Below are 16,000 nucleotides of genomic sequence, written 5' to 3' on the forward strand. Positions count from 1 at the left end.
ATGGAGTTTATATTACTACTGTTACTAATTGCTAACCTAGCCGGCCTCTTTCTCATTTGGCAGAGGCAGGACAAGCAGGAGCAATATTTGACCAAAAGTTTAGAAGATCAGGCAGATAACCTTTCAGACCAGCTGGATTATCGCTTCGAACAAGCTCGACAGGCCAGTCAGCTGGATCAAAAAAATCTTGAAGTGGCTGTCAGTGATCGTTTGCAGGAGGTGCGTATTGAATTGCACCAAGGTCTGACTCAGGTTCGACAGGAGATGAATGAGAACCTCCTCCAAACAAGAGATAAGACCGACCAACGACTACAGGCCTTGCAGGAGTCAAATGAGCAACGCTTAGAACAGATGCGTCAGACAGTCGAGGAAAAATTAGAAAAGACTTTGCAGACACGTTTACAAGCCTCCTTTGAGACAGTTTCCAAGCAATTGGAATCTGTCAATCGTGGCCTTGGAGAAATGCAGACGGTGGCGCGTGATGTCGGTGCGCTAAATAAAGTTCTTTCCGGAACTAAGACTCGAGGTATTTTGGGAGAATTGCAACTGGGACAGATTATTGAAGATATCATGACACCCGCCCAGTATGAACGAGAATTTGCAACGGTTGAAAATTCGAGTGAGAGAGTCGAGTACGCCATCAAGTTGCCTGGGCAAGGTGACCAGGAATATGTCTACCTACCGATTGATTCTAAGTTTCCACTTGCAGATTATTACCGCTTAGAAGAGGCTTATGAAGCAGGTGATAAGGATGAGATTGAGCGTTGTCGTAAATCTCTCTTAACAAGTGTTAAACGCTTTGCCAAGGATATTAAGAGCAAATACATAGCACCGCCTCGGACAACTAATTTTGGAGTTTTGTTTGTTCCGACAGAAGGTCTCTATTCAGAAATCGTTAGAAATCCGATTTTCTTTGATGGTTTGAGACGGGAGGAGCAGATTATCGTTGCTGGACCAAGTACCTTGTCAGCCCTTCTCAATTCTCTATCAGTTGGTTTCAAGACTCTGAATATCCAAAAGAGTGCGAATCATATTAGCCAAACTCTAGCCAACGTCAAAACCGAATTTGGTAAGTTTGGTGGAATTCTGGTCAAAGCACAAAAACATCTCCAACATGCCTCTGGCAACATTGATGAATTATTAAACCGTCGTACTACAGCTATCGAGCGAACGCTCCGTCACATTGAGTTATCAGAAGGTGAGCCTGCGCTTGATCTACTCCAGTTCCAAGAAGATGAGGAAGAATATGAAGATTAGTCACATGAAGAAAGATGAGCTTTTTGAGGGCTTTTACCTAATCAAGTCAGCTGACCTAAGACAGACACGTGCTGGGAAGAATTACCTGGCTTTCACTTTCCAAGATGACAGTGGGGAAATTGAAGGGAAACTCTGGGATGCCCAACCTCATAATGTTGAGGCCTTTACGGCAGGGAAGGTTGTTCACATGCAAGGTCGCCGTGAAGTATACAATAATACTCCGCAGGTTAATCAAATCACCCTTCGCCTACCTCAGCCAGGTGAACCAAATGATCCAGCAGATTTCAAGGTCAAATCGCCAGTGGATGTCAAGGAGATACGCGAATATATGGCGCAGATGATTTTCAAAATTGAGAATCCTATCTGGCAACGAATCGTTCGAGCTCTCTATACCAAATATGATAAAGAATTTTATTCTTATCCAGCTGCCAAAACTAACCATCATGCCTTTGAAACAGGACTTGCTTATCATACGGCTACTATGGTTCGTTTGGCAGAGGCAATTGCAGATGTATACCCACAGCTCAATAAGAGCTTGCTCTATGCTGGAATTATGCTCCATGACTTAGCCAAGGTTATTGAGTTGACTGGCCCAGACCAGACAGAGTATACAGTTAGAGGAAATCTAATTGGTCATATCGCTTTGATTGATAGTGAAATTACCAAAACAGTAATGGAACTTGGCATTGATGACACTCGTGAAGAAGTAGTGCTCTTACGCCATGTGATTCTCAGTCACCATGGCTTACTTGAATACGGTAGTCCTGTTCGTCCTCGTGTGATGGAAGCCGAAATCATCCATATGATTGATAATCTAGATGCCAGCATGATGATGATGTCAACAGCGCTCGCCCTTGTTGATGAGGGGGAAATGACCAATAAGGTCTTTGCTATGGACAATCGTTCTTTCTACAAACCAAAATTAGACTAGAAACTAAAAAAATGAGCTTTATTTAAACAATAAAGTTCGTTTTTTTGCTTTAGTGTGATATAATGAGAAAAAGACTAATTAAAAAGAATGGTGAATAACTAATGAAATTAAGAAGAAGTGATCGGATGGTTGTTATTTCCAATTACTTGATTAACAATCCTTACAAATTAACCAGTCTCAATACCTTTGCAGAAAAGTATGAATCTGCTAAGTCTTCTATTTCAGAAGATATTGTCATCATTAAGCGTGCCTTCGAAGAAATTGAAATCGGGCATATTCAAACGGTGACAGGTGCTGGTGGTGGAGTTATTTTCACACCATCTATCTCTACCCTTGAGTCCAAAACAATCATCGAAGAGCTACGCGATAAACTTTCAGAGAGTGACCGTATTCTTCCAGGTGGCTACATCTATTTATCTGACCTATTAAGCACCCCAGCTATTTTGAAAAATATCGGCCGCATTATTGCTAAGAGCTTTATGGATCAAAAGATTGATGCCGTTATGACTGTTGCGACAAAAGGTGTTCCACTTGCAAATGCGGTAGCAAATGTCCTCAACGTACCTTTTGTTATTGTTCGTCGTGACTTGAAAATTACTGAGGGTTCAACTGTTAGTGTCAACTACGTTTCAGGTTCTAGTGACCGTATCGAAAAAATGTTCCTTTCAAAACGTAGCCTCAAAGCAGGAAGTCGTGTCTTGATTGTCGATGACTTCTTGAAGGGTGGAGGAACCATTAACGGGATGATCAGCCTTTTAGCAGAGTTTGATTCAGAGTTGGCTGGAGTAGCCGTCTTTGCTGATAATGCGCAAGAAGATCGCGAACAACAGTTTGATTACAAATCACTCTTGAAGGTTACCAACATTGATGTGAAGAATCAAAAAATTGCTGTTGAAGTTGGAAACATCTTTGACGCAGAAAAATAAGAATGAACTTAAAATACAAAGGTTGGAACTTTCGTCCCAGCCTTTCTTTGATAATGGATATAAAGGAGTCCTATGAAAACACCATTTATTAATCGTGAAGCTTTAGAAAAAATTGTTGAAGAGTTTCCAACCCCTTTCCACCTCTACGATGAAAAAGGGATTCGCGAGAAAGCACGCGCAGTAAACAAAGCCTTTTCTTGGAATCAGGGCTTTAAAGAATATTTTGCAGTCAAGGCGACTCCGACCCCAGCTATCTTGAAAATCTTACAAGAAGAAGGATGTGGAGTGGATTGTTCTAGTTATGTAGAACTCTTGATGAGTCATAAGCTAGGATTTTCTGGTTCTGATATGATGTTCTCATCCAATAATACTCCAGATAGAGAGTATGCTTATGCCCGTGAATTAGGTGCGACGATTAATTTAGATGCTTTTGAAGATATCGACCATTTAGAGCGCGCTGCGGGGATTCCTGAGATTATCTCTTGCCGTTACAATCCCGGTGGCGTATTTGAACTCGGAACGGATATTATGGATAATCCTGGTGAAGCTAAGTTCGGGATGACTAAGGAACAGCTCTTTGAAGCCTTTGCTATCTTGAAAGAAAAGGGAGCAAGAACTTTTGGGATTCATTCCTTCCTAGCTTCCAATACTGTTACTCATCTCTATTATCCAGAATTGGCGCGCCAGCTTTTTGTATTGGCTGTAGAAATCAAGGAAAAGTTAGCTATTTCGCTGGACTTCATCAATCTTTCTGGAGGAATCGGGGTCAACTATCGTCCGGACCAGGAGCCAAATGATATTGCTTTAATTGGTGAGGGTGTTCGTCAGGTTTATGAAGAAGTTCTTACGCCAGCAGGTCTTGGTCAAGTTAAGATTTTTACAGAACTAGGACGCTTTATGTTGGCGCCTCATGGAATTCTAGTGACTAAAGTAACCCATAAAAAGAAAACCTACCGAACTTATCTCGGAGTAGATGCATCAGCTGTCAATCTTATGAGACCGGCTATGTATGGAGCCTATCACCACATCACCAATATGATGAATCCTGACGGTCAGACGGAAGTCGTTGATGTTGTTGGTTCACTCTGTGAAAACAACGACAAATTTGCGGTTAATCGTGAACTACCTCAAACAGAAATTGGTGACCTACTAGTGATTCATGATACAGGTGCTCATGGTTTTTCTATGGGCTACCAGTACAATGCCAAACTTCGTTCAGCAGAGGTCCTCTATGCAGAGGACGGTAGTACACGGCTAATCCGTAGAGCAGAGCGACCTGAGGACTATTTTGCAACTCTCTATGGATTCGACTTTGACAAGGATTAGAAGAATTTTTGAAAATCATGAAAGTTGAAAGTGAAAAACAGTTTGTTTTCTAAAAAATAGACAAAATCTGTGGTTTTTCTTTTCAGGCATGATATAATAAAGCTATAAAACGGTTTCAAGGAAGGTGACGTGATGTCTGAAGAAACAATTGACTATGGACAAGTGACAGGAATGGTGCATTCGACAGAGAGTTTTGGGGCGGTAGATGGCCCTGGGATTCGTTTTATTGTCTTTTTGCAGGGCTGTCAGATGCGTTGCCAATATTGCCATAACCCTGACACATGGGCGATGGAAACCAATAAATCTCGTGTACGAACAGTAGATGATGTTCTAGAAGAAGCGCTTCGTTATCGTGGTTTCTGGGGAGACAAGGGAGGTATCACAGTCAGTGGAGGAGAAGCTCTCTTGCAGATTGATTTCCTAATTGCTCTCTTTACAAAAGCAAAAGAAAAAGGAATCCACTGTACCTTGGATACTTGTGCCCTTCCATTCCGTAATAAACCACGCTATCTAGAAAAGTTCAATAAGTTAATGGCCGTGACAGACTTAGTTCTTCTTGATATCAAGGAAATCAACGAAGCACAGCACAAGATTGTAACCAGTCAAACCAATAAAAATATCTTGGCATGTGCTCAGTACTTGTCAGATATTGGGAAACCTGTTTGGATTCGTCACGTTCTTGTGCCTGGATTGACAGACCGTGATGAAGATTTGATTGAACTTGGGAAGTTCGTAAAAACTCTTAAAAACGTTGATAAGTTTGAAATCCTACCCTACCACACTATGGGAGAATTCAAATGGCGCGAGCTTGGCATTCCGTATTCTCTTGAAGGGGTTAAACCTCCAACAGCAGATCGTGTGAAGAACGCTAAGGAATTGATGGATACAGAAAGCTATCAAGATTACATGAAACGTGTACATGGATAAAAAGAAGCCTGATGGGAACATCGGGCTTTTAAGTTTACATAAATAAATACAAATAAGATTAAATTAAGCAAAATTTTTATGATTTATATGACAATACAGATTTTATAAAGATTTAAAATTCTGAAAAAAATCCGAAAATTATTGGTTAATATATACTTGTTTAAATTGATACAACAAATTGAATAGGAGAATATCATGGAACAAAGTATTACCATTAAAAATCTATGTAAGTCATATGGTCAAACTCAAATTTTAAAAGATATTTCTTTTGAAGCAAAAGCAGGTAGAGTGACTGCTTTCCTGGGTCCAAATGGAGCTGGTAAAAGTTCAACCTTACGTATCTTATTAGGATTAGACAAAGCAACATCTGGTCTTACCAAAATTGGAGATCAAACTTATAAGGAATTAAAATTTCCTCTAAAGACTGTAGGAGCTTCATTTGACAGTGTCGGAGCTCCTGATGATCGGACTGTTTATCAACATTTGAAAATTGTTGCTGCTAGTAATGGGATATCCAGTCAGCGAATTGATCAAGTCTTGGATATGGTGGATATTAGCCATAAGAAAAAATCTAAAATTGGGAAATTATCATTAGGGGAAGGACAACGCTTGGGAATTGCAACAGCTTTATTAGGGAATCCTCAGTATCTGGTATTGGATGAACCGACAAATGGGTTGGATCCAAGAGGAATTCGTTGGTTTAGAGAGTTTATAAAAAAACAGGCTCAAGAAGGGAAGACAGTTTTGCTATCATCTCATATATTATCAGAAGTGGAAGCAGTAACAGATGATGTGGTCATCATAAATAAAGGCAAAGTTCTTATAAAAGGGACTTTACAAGAAGTGATGAAAAATCTTTCTTCACTGGAGGAAGTCTTCTTTAGATTAACAGAGGGAGGAAAGTGACATGGCACTTATTTACTCTCTTCATTCTGAAATATTGAAATTACTTTATAAGAGAGCTACTCATATTGTACTATTCTTGATACTAGTATTTCAAACGTTTTTAGCAAATATTGGTGCATCTCAAATTGTTTCAGTTGGTATCCATGCTACCCCAGAGACAACCCCAGAGTTAGTAGAAGCTATTCCCCCTATTGAATTTTTAGGTTTTGATGTTACTTTAGTTGGCGTTTTTTTTATGATTATCTTAGGATCAATCTACGGAGCTGAAGAGTATAAAGGCTCTGCTATTCGCACAAGCTTCCTCTCTAATACGAGTCGAATTACTCTCCTAGTTTCAAAGACATTAATTTGGCTGGTATTTTCTTTTGTCATTTCCTTCCTATCAATATTTCTGACGATTAACATGACACATTATGTTTTAGGACAAGATGGTTTATTTCTTTTTTCACTAAATGGGACAGTTTGGTTCTATATGTTTTTGGACAGTATAGCTTGGACATTGTTGGGGCTTTTAGCCTATATTCTAGCTTTAACATTTAAAAAAGCCCTTGTTCCCCTATTGTTTTTGCTTCCTCAAGTCTACAATTTAGGAACATTCTTAGCCGACCATATATCAATTGCAAAATTTCTTCCAGTTGCATTGGGACAAGGATTGATTGCTACATCTCCTCAAATGTTAGAACAGAATAGTTTGCAAAACATTTTACTTTTACTTTGTTGGAACTTGTCATTCTTGGCTTTGGCAATTTACCGATTACTTCAGTCAGATATTGGAGGAGGAGAATGAGTTGAAAGAGCAATTTAAAAGTGAGTATCTCAAGTTTATGATGAATCCTTGGCATTGGTTGATTATAGGCGCTCTATTACTTTGTGTTCCGGCGATGGTTATTTTTTTAAATAGTAAACCAGATCAGTTGACCCTACACTTTGTTTTGGAACAGCTACTGCAAAGTCTCTATTTAGGACAGGCAGGTTTTATTAGTCTAGCTGTACTATTCATAGGTCAAGAATTTAAAGGTTCTAGCCTTCGTACAAGTTTTCTCACATGTCCAAATCGTTTAAAATTTATAATATGTAAACTAGCTATTGTGTTATGTGTGGAAATTGTATTATTGCTAGCTGTAATATCAGTATGTATACTACTTACTCAAGGATATTATAATATCAATCTTTTGAGCAATATTAAAAATGTTCTAGCAATCCTATTTCCAGTTTGTATTTCTATTTTAACCTTCTCTCTTTTAAGTGGTATTTTTGTATTTATTTTCCGATCTTTTACCTTAATTTTGGGAATAAGTTTATCTCTTTTATTGGGGTTGGGACAAATGCTACTACAATTCAGTTCTTTTTTTAGAAATTTACCATTACTAGCTAGTATGAACTGTTACTATATCCATCCTTTATTACTTTATTATCCAGTTTGGCAAGGTCTGGGGATACAAATAGTTTGGTTATTAATTATTTTTCTATTAGCTACACTGATAGTTATAAGAAGAAATGTACGCTAAAGACAGGGGCTATCCTGTCCTTTTCTCAGTTAATGATATAATATAATTTAGGAGCGTGAGTTATGGCTTATAAAATTTTAGTGGTAGATGATGATCTTGCTATTCTTCGCCTAATAAAAAAGATACTAGAGCATGAAAAGTATGAAGTAGTCATACGAAATAACATAGAAGAGATTGATCTTTGTGATTTTACAGAATTTGACTTGATTTTGTTAGATATTATGATGCCTGTTAGTGGTTTAGAAATCTGTCAGATGATTCGCAATCAGATAACTGTTCCTATCTGTTTTATAACTGCTAAGGATATGGCTGAAGATTTGGTGGCTGGAATCAATGCAGGCGCTGATGATTATATTATGAAACCCTTTAGTATGCCAGAACTTTTAGCACGTGTTAAAATGCACCTACGTCGTGAAGAACGGACTAAAGGAACTGTTCATCAGATAAAAAGTGGGAAGCTTATACTATATACTGATAGTAAGGAACTATTTATAAAGAATGATAAGATTCCATTGACGAGAAGGGAATTTGATATTGTCAGCCTTCTAGCAAGTCACCCAAATAAAATATACTCAATTGAGGAGATTTATAATTATCTATATCCACAAAGTTCAGAAGCTCTTTTACGTTCGGTTTCAGAGTATATTTATCAAATTCGTCAAAAGCTGAAACCATATCAGTTAAATCCAATTAAAACCTTGTACGGTGGAGGATATCAATGGGTAGAATCAAAAGTTTTAGACAATTAATTCGAGAAACTTGTTGGAGAATTATTTGGCAGTTTGGTCTTGGTTTGTTATTAGCTTATCTTATTCCCTTAGCTTCTGTCTCCATACAAATAATGGAGGATGGGAAGCCTCTTAAAAATAATGATGTTCAATCATTTTTTTTCAATGTGTCATCATGGATATATATTTGTGTTTTATTAATTATTCTAATAAGTTATCACATTGGTAAATTGTTGAAAAAACTAAGTTATGAAATGAATTTGATTTATGAAAATAGTATGTGGCTAGAAAGCGAATGTACAGAAAGATTAACAGTTAAGGAATTTTATGAGACAGGAAATCGAATTATTGTGATGCAAGATCGTATTCGACAGCTATTAGATGATGAGAAGCAACAGAAAGAAGATTTGATGTTTCAGGTTTCAGCAGCTTCTCATGATTTAAAGACACCTCTAACTATCATCAAAGGGAATGCAGAATTTTTGCACACTTCCACTAAAGATGAGCAGTCTAAAGAATGTTTGGCAGATATAGTTCATGCTAGTCAACGCTTGCTTACCTATTTTAACCAGTTGATTCATTATTCTAAAACTTACTATGATGATGAGACAGACTGGACGGAGTATTCCTCTTCAGATTTTATCAATGAATTAGAGAAAGAAGTCTCTTTTTTGATAAAAAATCAGATGAAGTTTTCTTTTGAACAAAATTTGAAAGGAACTGAAAGCTATTTTATAAATCCATCTCTTCTGATTCGTGCAATACAAAATATTTTAACAAATGCTTTGGAGTATGCAGATAAACAGAATCCTAAAATTAAAATTAGGGTAGAGCAAGAGGGGAAGGAATTAAAAATAGGGATATGGAATAATGGCTCTGAATTTCCAGATGAAGTTTTAACTAATTTTGGGAAGCTCTTTTATCGTATGGATAAAGCTAGAACGGTCAAAGAGCAACATTTTGGTATTGGACTTAGTTTTGTATGTAGAGTTGCAGAACTGCACAAAGGCCGAGTTGAGCTTAGAAATAGAGACGAGGGAGCAGAAGTTTTAATGGCTCTTAATTGTATTAAATCAAAGAAATTGACTTACTAATTTGTTGCCATAGGATTTAAATAAATTAAGATGTGAAAGTAGATAATAAAAACGAATGAAGATAAACAGTTAATGAAAACCATTTATCTTCATTCGTTTTTTTTAATTATTTGATAATACACGTAGCTTTATCTCGAATGTTGTTTTCCAGCATTGCGTTTTTTGTTTTTCTTCTTGTTAGAAGTTGAGATTACTGCTGCTGATTCAGGAGTCACATCCTTGCGAGCGCCTGAAGTTTTGCTTGCTTTTGGTGGGTTCTTTGCAAATTCTTCGCGTACTTTTTTACGAAGTTTTGGACGAATGATGTAGTTGACGATGAATTGTTGAAGGATCATCATGAAACCACCGACAACCCAGTAAAGTGTGACACTGGCTGGGGAGAAGATTGAGAACATGACAATCATCAACGGACTCATGTAAATCATTTTCTTGAGTTGTTCTCTTTGAGTCTCGTCTTCAACTCCGTGTAGAGAAAGGAGTGATTGGATGTAGTAGAGAACACCTGCGCAGGCGATTAGAATCCAACTTGGAGAACCCAGTGCGATTCCTAAGAAGCTAGCATCAGAAACACCTTCTGTGTGTTGAGCAGCAAAATAGATGGCAGAGAAGAAAGGCATTTGAATGAGGATAGGGAAACATCCTACACCACCAAACATACTAATGCCATGCTCTTTTTGAGCAGCAAAGAGAGCTTGTTGGGCTTCTAGTTTTTCTTCTTGAGTCGTTGCTTCTTTCAGACGAGTCTGATGTGGCTCAAGGACATGCTTGAGGGCGTTCATCTTCTCAGAGTGAAGGGTAGCCTTCCATGATTGGTAGATACCAAGTGGGAGGATAATCAAGCGGACGATAATAGTTACGATGATGATACCAACACCGAAACCGAGACCTTGGTCATTGGCAAAGTATTTGATAGCCTCTGCCATAGGCGCTCCGATGGTATTCCAGATAAATCCGGTTGGCTGACCTGTTGCTTTATCAACCTGGACACAACCTGTCAATGCTAATAGCATAGCCACTCCCATGATTGAGAGGCCGATTCGTTTAATTGATTTCACTGTTTTTATTCCTTCTTTAAAAATTATACCTTTCTATTCTACTGTTTTTTTTGAAAATATACAATAGTTCTAGAGACCTAATTTGCGACTTTGAAGTCGGAATAGGAAGGAAAGTTGCTCAATTGGACGTCGAGATAGGTCACTTTTGAGAAAGGAGTTGGTCCTTTTCGGATCTCTTGGATGAACTTAGCCATGATAGCAGAAGATTCTGCTTGGGCAAGAATTTCGACAGTGCCGTCATCGTTGTTCCAGACCCGACCGGTGATTCCGCCTAGTTCGAGAGCAAGGGTATAAACACCCCAGCGAAAGCCAACGCCTTGGACGCGTCCCTGTGCAATCATTTTGACCTTTTGCATACCAAACCTCCTTGATTGTGTTATAATATTTCTATGACTATTATAACCTCTAAAGCTAATTCTGTGGTAAAAAATGCCAAGAAATTGCATCAAAAAAAATATCGAAAATCTTCTTATTTAATTGAAGGATGGCATTTGTTTGAAGAGGCTGTTCAAGCAGGTGCAAAGATAGAGAGGATTTTTACCCTTTCAGAGTATGGTGAAAAATTAACGGACTACCCTCAGACCGTCTTTGTGACCGAAGAAATCTTGCTTGATTTGGCTGATTCCCAAACACCTCAGGGCATTGTAGCTATTGTTCAAAAGGAAGAGGAGCAGTTGCCGGATTTGACCTCAGGTAAATATCTTTTCTTAGAAGATGTGCAGGACCCCGGAAATGTGGGGACTATGATTCGGACGGCAGATGCGGCAGGTTTTTCAGGAGTCATTGTCTCAAGTAAATCAGCAGATATCTATAGTCTCAAAACACTTCGTTCCATGCAGGGTAGCCATTTCCATTTGCCGATTTATCGCATGTCTGTAGAAGCATTTGTTGAAGAGGCTAAAAAGAGAAGCCTACCAATTCTAGCAACCACCTTATCCCAAAACTCTAAAGATTATCGTGAGCTTGCTCGGCAAGAGGATTTTGTCTTGGTTATGGGAAATGAAGGGCAAGGCATTAGTTCATTCATGGCAGATCAGGCAGATCAACTGGTTCACATCAGTATGAAAGGGCAGGCAGAGAGTCTCAATGTCGCCATCGCTGCAGGCATACTCATGTTTTATTTGAGTTAAATAATTTTATTTTTGTTATAATCAATAAAAAGAATTCATAAGGAGAAAAAAGATATGAATCAAACAATTATTCAAGAACGTTCTGGCTTGAATCAATTTTATGCAAAAGTCTATGCTTTTGTAGGGATTGGGATTGCCCTATCTGCACTTGTTTCAGCCTTAATGCTAACAACCTTCCAAGATGTTCTCGTACAGTTAATGCTTAACGCCCGCATATGGTTAATCGTGACAGGAGTCGTTGAAATTGCACTTGTAATTGCAGCAAGTAATATGGCATATAAAAATAGCCCAGCAGCTCTTCCTGTTTTTCTGATTTATTCTGTCATAAATGGTTTTTCACTCAGTTTTATTGTGTCGCTTTATCTTCCTGGTACAGTTTTGACAGCTTTTATTTCCAGCGCAGCCCTCTTCTTTGTCATGGCTGTTATTGGAGTTATGATTAAAAAGGATTTGAGTGGTATCGGACGTGCTTTGATTGGAGCCTTGGTAGGTCTCATCTTGGCTATGATTGTCAATGTATTTTTAAACAGTGGCCTTTTCGATTACATCATCAGTATTGTCATGGTTCTTGTTTTTGCAGGTTTGATTGCTTGGGATAACCAAAAGATTCGCTATGTTTATGAAGAATCAAATGGTCAAGTTGCAACAGGTTGGGCAATTTCATTGGCACTTAGTCTCTACCTCGACTTTATTAACATTTTCCTTAGCTTCTTGCGTATTTTTGGAAGTGACGATTAATACTTTTAGAGCTCAAATGAGCTCTTTTTTCTTTTATTTTTACTGATAAAAAGGTATAATCTTTATTATTATTTAAAAGGAGGAGCATATGAAGAAGAGTTTTATCCATCAACAAGAAGAGATTTCATTTGTGAAAAATACCTTTACCCAGTATTTAAAAGATAAGTTAGAAGTAGTAGAAGTACAAGGGCCAATCTTGAGTAAGGTTGGGGACGGGATGCAAGATAACCTTTCAGGGATTGAGCATCCAGTATCTGTTAAGGTTTTACAAATTCCAGACGAAACTTACGAGGTGGTCCATTCGCTTGCTAAGTGGAAACGCCATACTTTGGCACGTTTTGGTTTCGGTGAAGGAGAAGGTCTCTTCGTTCACATGAAGGCTCTTCGTCCAGACGAAGATTCACTAGATGCGACTCACTCGGTTTATGTTGACCAGTGGGACTGGGAAAAGGTTATTCCAAACGGGCAACGCAATCTAGCCTACCTCAAAGAAACCGTTGAAAAGATTTATAAGGCCATTCGTTTGACTGAGCTAGCAGTTGAAGCAAGATATGATATTGAGTCAATCTTGCCTAAGCAAATTACCTTTATCCATACAGAAGAGTTGGTTGAACGCTATCCAGACTTGACGCCAAAAGAACGTGAAAATGCTATCTGTAAGGAGTATGGTGCTGTCTTCTTGATTGGTATCGGTGGTGTATTACCGGATGGAAAACCTCATGACGGCCGTGCGCCAGACTATGATGACTGGACAACTGAGTCTGAAAATGGTTATCATGGCTTGAATGGAGATATCCTTGTCTGGAATGATAACTTGGGTGCAGCCTTTGAATTGTCTTCAATGGGAATTCGTGTCGATGAAGATACTCTCCGTCGACAAGTAGCTATTACAGGAGATGAAGACCGTCTTTCTTTGGAATGGCACAAAACTCTCTTAAACGGTCTCTTCCCATTGACAATCGGTGGTGGGATTGGTCAATCACGTATGGCGATGTTCTTACTTCGTAAGAAACACATCGGTGAAGTTCAAACCAGTGTTTGGCCACAAGAAGTCAGAGATACTTACGACAATATTCTTTAAACAATCGAACCGAGAGGTTCGATTTTCTTATTTCATCAGAATTTGGTATAATATACCTTATGAAAATCGTATCAGGAATCTACGGAGGACGTCCCTTAAAGACGTTGGAGGGCAAAACAACGAGGCCGACATCAGACAAAGTCCGAGGAGCTATTTTTAATATGATTGGTCCCTACTTTGAAGGAGGGCGGGTACTAGATCTTTATGCGGGTAGCGGCGGTCTATCCATAGAGGCAGTTTCAAGAGGAATGTCGAGTGCTGTGCTGGTTGAGAAGGATCGTCGTGCCCAGAACATTGTGGCAGAAAATATCAAGATGACCAAGGAGACCTCTAAGTTTCAATTATTGAAAATGGAGTCTAGCCGTGCATTGGAGCAGGTAGATGGTGTCTTCGATCTCATCTTTTTAGATCCTCCCTATGTGAAAGAACAGATTGTGTCCGATATTGAAAAAATGGCAGAGAGAAACCTTTTTTCAGAAGATGTCATGGTGGTTTGTGAAACCGATAAATCAGTAGAACTTCCAGAAGAAATCGCCTGTTTGGGCATCTGGAAAGAAAAAATATATGGGATTAGTAAGGTAACTGTCTATGTCAGATAAGATTGGATTGTTCACAGGTTCGTTTGATCCGATAACAAAGGGCCATTTGGACCTCATTGAGCGTGCAAGTAAGCTCTTTGATCGCTTGTATGTTGGAATTTTTTATAATCCACACAAAAATGGCTTCTTACCGATAGAGAGTCGGTTAAAAACTGTTGAAAAAGCAGTGGCACATTTAAAAAATGTCCAAGTCATAGCTTCTCACGATGAGTTAGTTGTTGATGTCGCTAGAAAACTAGGTGCAGAGGTCTTGGTGCGTGGCTTGCGTAATGCTACTGATCTTCAGTATGAAGCTAGTTTTGATTTTTACAATCATCAATTAGCAGGAGAAATGGAGACAATCTATCTTCATAGTCGCCCAGAGCATATCTATATCAGTTCTTCAGCGGTGAGAGAACTATTGAAATTTGGTCAAGATGTCAGTGAGTATGTCCCAAATGCTGTCTTAGAGGAGTTAAATCATGAAGAAAAAAACTAGATGGCCCATATATCTAATTATTGGGCTCGTTATTACTTTTATAGCTTTTACGGTTCCCCTGCCATATTACATTGAGGTTCCAGGGACTTCAGAAGATATTCGAAAAGTCTTACAAGTCAATAATCAAGCTGACCAAGAGGAAGGTTCCTACCAATTTGTAACGGTTGGAGTTAAGCACGCTAGACTGGTTGACTTGGTTTATGCTTGGCTGACACCTTTCACGGACATACATAGTGCCAAAGAGATGACTGGTGGTTCATCAGATACAGAATTTATGCGAATCAATCAGTTTTACATGGAAACTTCGCAAAACATGGCAAAATATCAAGGTCTGAAATCTGCTGGTAAGGAAATAGAGCTCAAGTACCTGGGTGTCTATGTTTTGACTGTGACAGACAATTCAACTTTTAAGGGAATTCTCAATATCGCTGACACCGTAACAGCTGTCAATGATAAGACTTTTGAAAGCTCCAAGGAGATGGTCGACTACGTTAACTCTCAAACTCTTGGTGATAAAGTTAAGGTTACCTACGAGGAAGACGGAAAAGTTAAAACGGCTGAAGGGAAAATCATAACTCTTGAAAATGGGAAAAATGGTATCGGAATCGGTTTGATTGACCGTACAGAAGTGTCAAGTGATGTGCCAATCAAGTTTTCAACTGCAGGCATCGGTGGTCCTAGTGCTGGGCTGATGTTTAGTCTATCTATCTATACGCAAATTGCAGATCCAACTCTTCGAAATGGACGTATCATTGCCGGTACAGGAAGTATCGATAGAGATGGGAATGTTGGTGATATTGGTGGAATTGACAAAAAAGTTGTTGCCGCATCTAAAAAGGGAGCTACTGTATTCTTCGCTCCTAATAATCCCGTTTCTGATGAAGCTAAAAAGGCAAATCCAAACGCCAAAAGTAACTATGACACAGCTGTAGAAGCGGCTGAAATGATTAAAACCGACATGAAAATTGTTCCAGTCAAAACGCTTCAAGATGCGATTGATTACTTGAAAAACAATCCATAAATTATAGTGTGAACTCATAGACTAGCGTAGAAAAAGAGAAGATGGTATAATAGGCAGATGATTCAATTGTTTTTTACCCTCAGTAGTCATATGTTTTTTGTCTACCTAGTTTTTCAACTTTTGAAAGATTTGGTCAAATGGGATCAAATTTTAAAGGTAACTAAGGACAATGCGAGGAAGGTACGACTTTTAGTAGTATTGTGTAGTATCGGTTTAGGGTATCTGATTAGTTCTTTTTTCCTAAATCTCTATCAATTATGGCAAGAAGCCATACGGACATTATTTTAAACTCGAA

At 38.6% G+C, this 16,000-nt stretch carries 19 protein-coding genes; 17 read left to right on the forward strand and 2 right to left on the reverse strand.

Features of this window, described 5'->3' with window-relative positions:
- The 10 genes from rmuC to ACWPVF_RS01250 all read left to right on the forward strand — a co-directional run bounded on the left by rmuC (position 1) and on the right by ACWPVF_RS01250 (position 9,603).
- A complete protein-coding gene (gene rmuC, locus ACWPVF_RS01205) occupies positions 1-1,257 on the forward strand; it encodes a DNA recombination protein RmuC (RefSeq protein WP_454384197.1) in 1,257 nt (418 codons plus the stop codon).
- Positions 1,247-2,188 (forward strand): 3'-5' exoribonuclease YhaM family protein, encoded by a 942-nt coding sequence (locus ACWPVF_RS01210; RefSeq protein WP_045614706.1) that lies wholly within the window; start codon positions 1,247-1,249, stop codon positions 2,186-2,188. Before rmuC ends, ACWPVF_RS01210 begins: the two co-directional genes overlap by 11 nt.
- 101 nt (positions 2,189-2,289) lie before the next feature.
- On the forward strand, positions 2,290-3,114 hold the full coding sequence (purR, locus tag ACWPVF_RS01215) for a pur operon repressor (protein ID WP_414264902.1): 825 nt from the start codon (positions 2,290-2,292) through the stop codon (positions 3,112-3,114).
- 72 nt (positions 3,115-3,186) lie between these two features.
- Positions 3,187-4,440: a diaminopimelate decarboxylase gene (locus ACWPVF_RS01220; RefSeq protein WP_454384200.1), complete on the forward strand. Its 1,254-nt coding sequence runs from the start codon at positions 3,187-3,189 to the stop codon at positions 4,438-4,440.
- Between the two features lie 132 nt (positions 4,441-4,572).
- On the forward strand, positions 4,573-5,367 hold the full coding sequence (pflA, locus tag ACWPVF_RS01225; RefSeq protein ID WP_004251620.1) for a pyruvate formate-lyase-activating protein: 795 nt from the start codon (positions 4,573-4,575) through the stop codon (positions 5,365-5,367).
- 195 nt (positions 5,368-5,562) lie between these two features.
- Positions 5,563-6,273 carry an ABC transporter ATP-binding protein gene (locus tag ACWPVF_RS01230; RefSeq protein ID WP_414262437.1) on the forward strand — a complete coding sequence of 237 codons (711 nt, stop codon included), beginning with the start codon at positions 5,563-5,565 and terminating at the stop codon, positions 6,271-6,273.
- A gap of 1 nt (position 6,274) precedes the next feature.
- Positions 6,275-7,060, forward strand: a complete 786-nt coding sequence (locus tag ACWPVF_RS01235; protein ID WP_454384202.1) for an ABC transporter permease — start codon at positions 6,275-6,277, stop codon at positions 7,058-7,060.
- Position 7,061: 1 nt separating this feature from the next.
- Positions 7,062-7,781 (forward strand): ABC transporter permease, encoded by a 720-nt coding sequence (locus ACWPVF_RS01240; protein ID WP_414268359.1) that lies wholly within the window; start codon positions 7,062-7,064, stop codon positions 7,779-7,781.
- A 62-nt stretch (positions 7,782-7,843) separates the two neighbouring features.
- Positions 7,844-8,530: a response regulator transcription factor gene (locus ACWPVF_RS01245; RefSeq protein WP_454384204.1), complete on the forward strand. Its 687-nt coding sequence runs from the start codon at positions 7,844-7,846 to the stop codon at positions 8,528-8,530.
- The gene (locus ACWPVF_RS01250; RefSeq protein WP_045614692.1) at positions 8,500-9,603 is read left to right on the forward strand and encodes a sensor histidine kinase; all 1,104 of its coding nucleotides are present in this window, start codon (positions 8,500-8,502) and stop codon (positions 9,601-9,603) included. The genes ACWPVF_RS01245 and ACWPVF_RS01250 overlap by 31 nt, the downstream gene beginning before the upstream one ends.
- A gap of 128 nt (positions 9,604-9,731) precedes the next feature.
- Here ACWPVF_RS01250 and yidC read toward each other — a convergent pair whose 3' ends face one another.
- Positions 9,732-10,658 carry a membrane protein insertase YidC gene (yidC, locus tag ACWPVF_RS01255; protein ID WP_454384206.1) on the reverse strand — a complete coding sequence of 309 codons (927 nt, stop codon included), beginning with the start codon at positions 10,656-10,658 and terminating at the stop codon, positions 9,732-9,734.
- Positions 10,659-10,735: 77 nt separating this feature from the next.
- Entirely contained in the window at positions 10,736-11,014 is a 279-nt protein-coding gene (locus ACWPVF_RS01260) for an acylphosphatase (protein WP_001174501.1), read from the reverse strand.
- A 33-nt stretch (positions 11,015-11,047) separates the two neighbouring features.
- Here ACWPVF_RS01260 and ACWPVF_RS01265 point away from each other — a divergent pair, with 33 nt between their 5' ends.
- The 7 genes from ACWPVF_RS01265 to ACWPVF_RS01295 all read left to right on the forward strand — a co-directional run bounded on the left by ACWPVF_RS01265 (position 11,048) and on the right by ACWPVF_RS01295 (position 15,993).
- A complete protein-coding gene (locus tag ACWPVF_RS01265; protein ID WP_454384208.1) occupies positions 11,048-11,788 on the forward strand; it encodes a TrmH family RNA methyltransferase in 741 nt (246 codons plus the stop codon).
- Positions 11,789-11,842: 54 nt separating this feature from the next.
- Positions 11,843-12,526 (forward strand): Bax inhibitor-1/YccA family protein, encoded by a 684-nt coding sequence (locus tag ACWPVF_RS01270; RefSeq protein WP_414307351.1) that lies wholly within the window; start codon positions 11,843-11,845, stop codon positions 12,524-12,526.
- A gap of 88 nt (positions 12,527-12,614) precedes the next feature.
- Positions 12,615-13,607, forward strand: coding sequence for an aspartate--ammonia ligase (gene asnA, locus ACWPVF_RS01275; RefSeq protein ID WP_454384210.1), 993 nt, complete (start codon positions 12,615-12,617; stop codon positions 13,605-13,607).
- Positions 13,608-13,666: 59 nt separating this feature from the next.
- The gene (rsmD, locus tag ACWPVF_RS01280) at positions 13,667-14,206 is read left to right on the forward strand and encodes a 16S rRNA (guanine(966)-N(2))-methyltransferase RsmD (RefSeq protein ID WP_414307349.1); all 540 of its coding nucleotides are present in this window, start codon (positions 13,667-13,669) and stop codon (positions 14,204-14,206) included.
- Positions 14,196-14,684 (forward strand): pantetheine-phosphate adenylyltransferase, encoded by a 489-nt coding sequence (gene coaD, locus ACWPVF_RS01285; RefSeq protein WP_414307348.1) that lies wholly within the window; start codon positions 14,196-14,198, stop codon positions 14,682-14,684. The genes rsmD and coaD overlap by 11 nt, the downstream gene beginning before the upstream one ends.
- The gene (locus tag ACWPVF_RS01290; protein WP_414307347.1) at positions 14,668-15,705 is read left to right on the forward strand and encodes a SepM family pheromone-processing serine protease; all 1,038 of its coding nucleotides are present in this window, start codon (positions 14,668-14,670) and stop codon (positions 15,703-15,705) included. The genes coaD and ACWPVF_RS01290 overlap by 17 nt, the downstream gene beginning before the upstream one ends.
- Positions 15,706-15,762: 57 nt before the next feature.
- Positions 15,763-15,993 carry a DUF1146 family protein gene (locus ACWPVF_RS01295; protein ID WP_282185014.1) on the forward strand — a complete coding sequence of 77 codons (231 nt, stop codon included), beginning with the start codon at positions 15,763-15,765 and terminating at the stop codon, positions 15,991-15,993.
- Positions 15,994-16,000: the final 7 nt, after the last annotated feature.

This window comes from Streptococcus sp. Marseille-Q7087 (genome assembly GCF_965111935.1).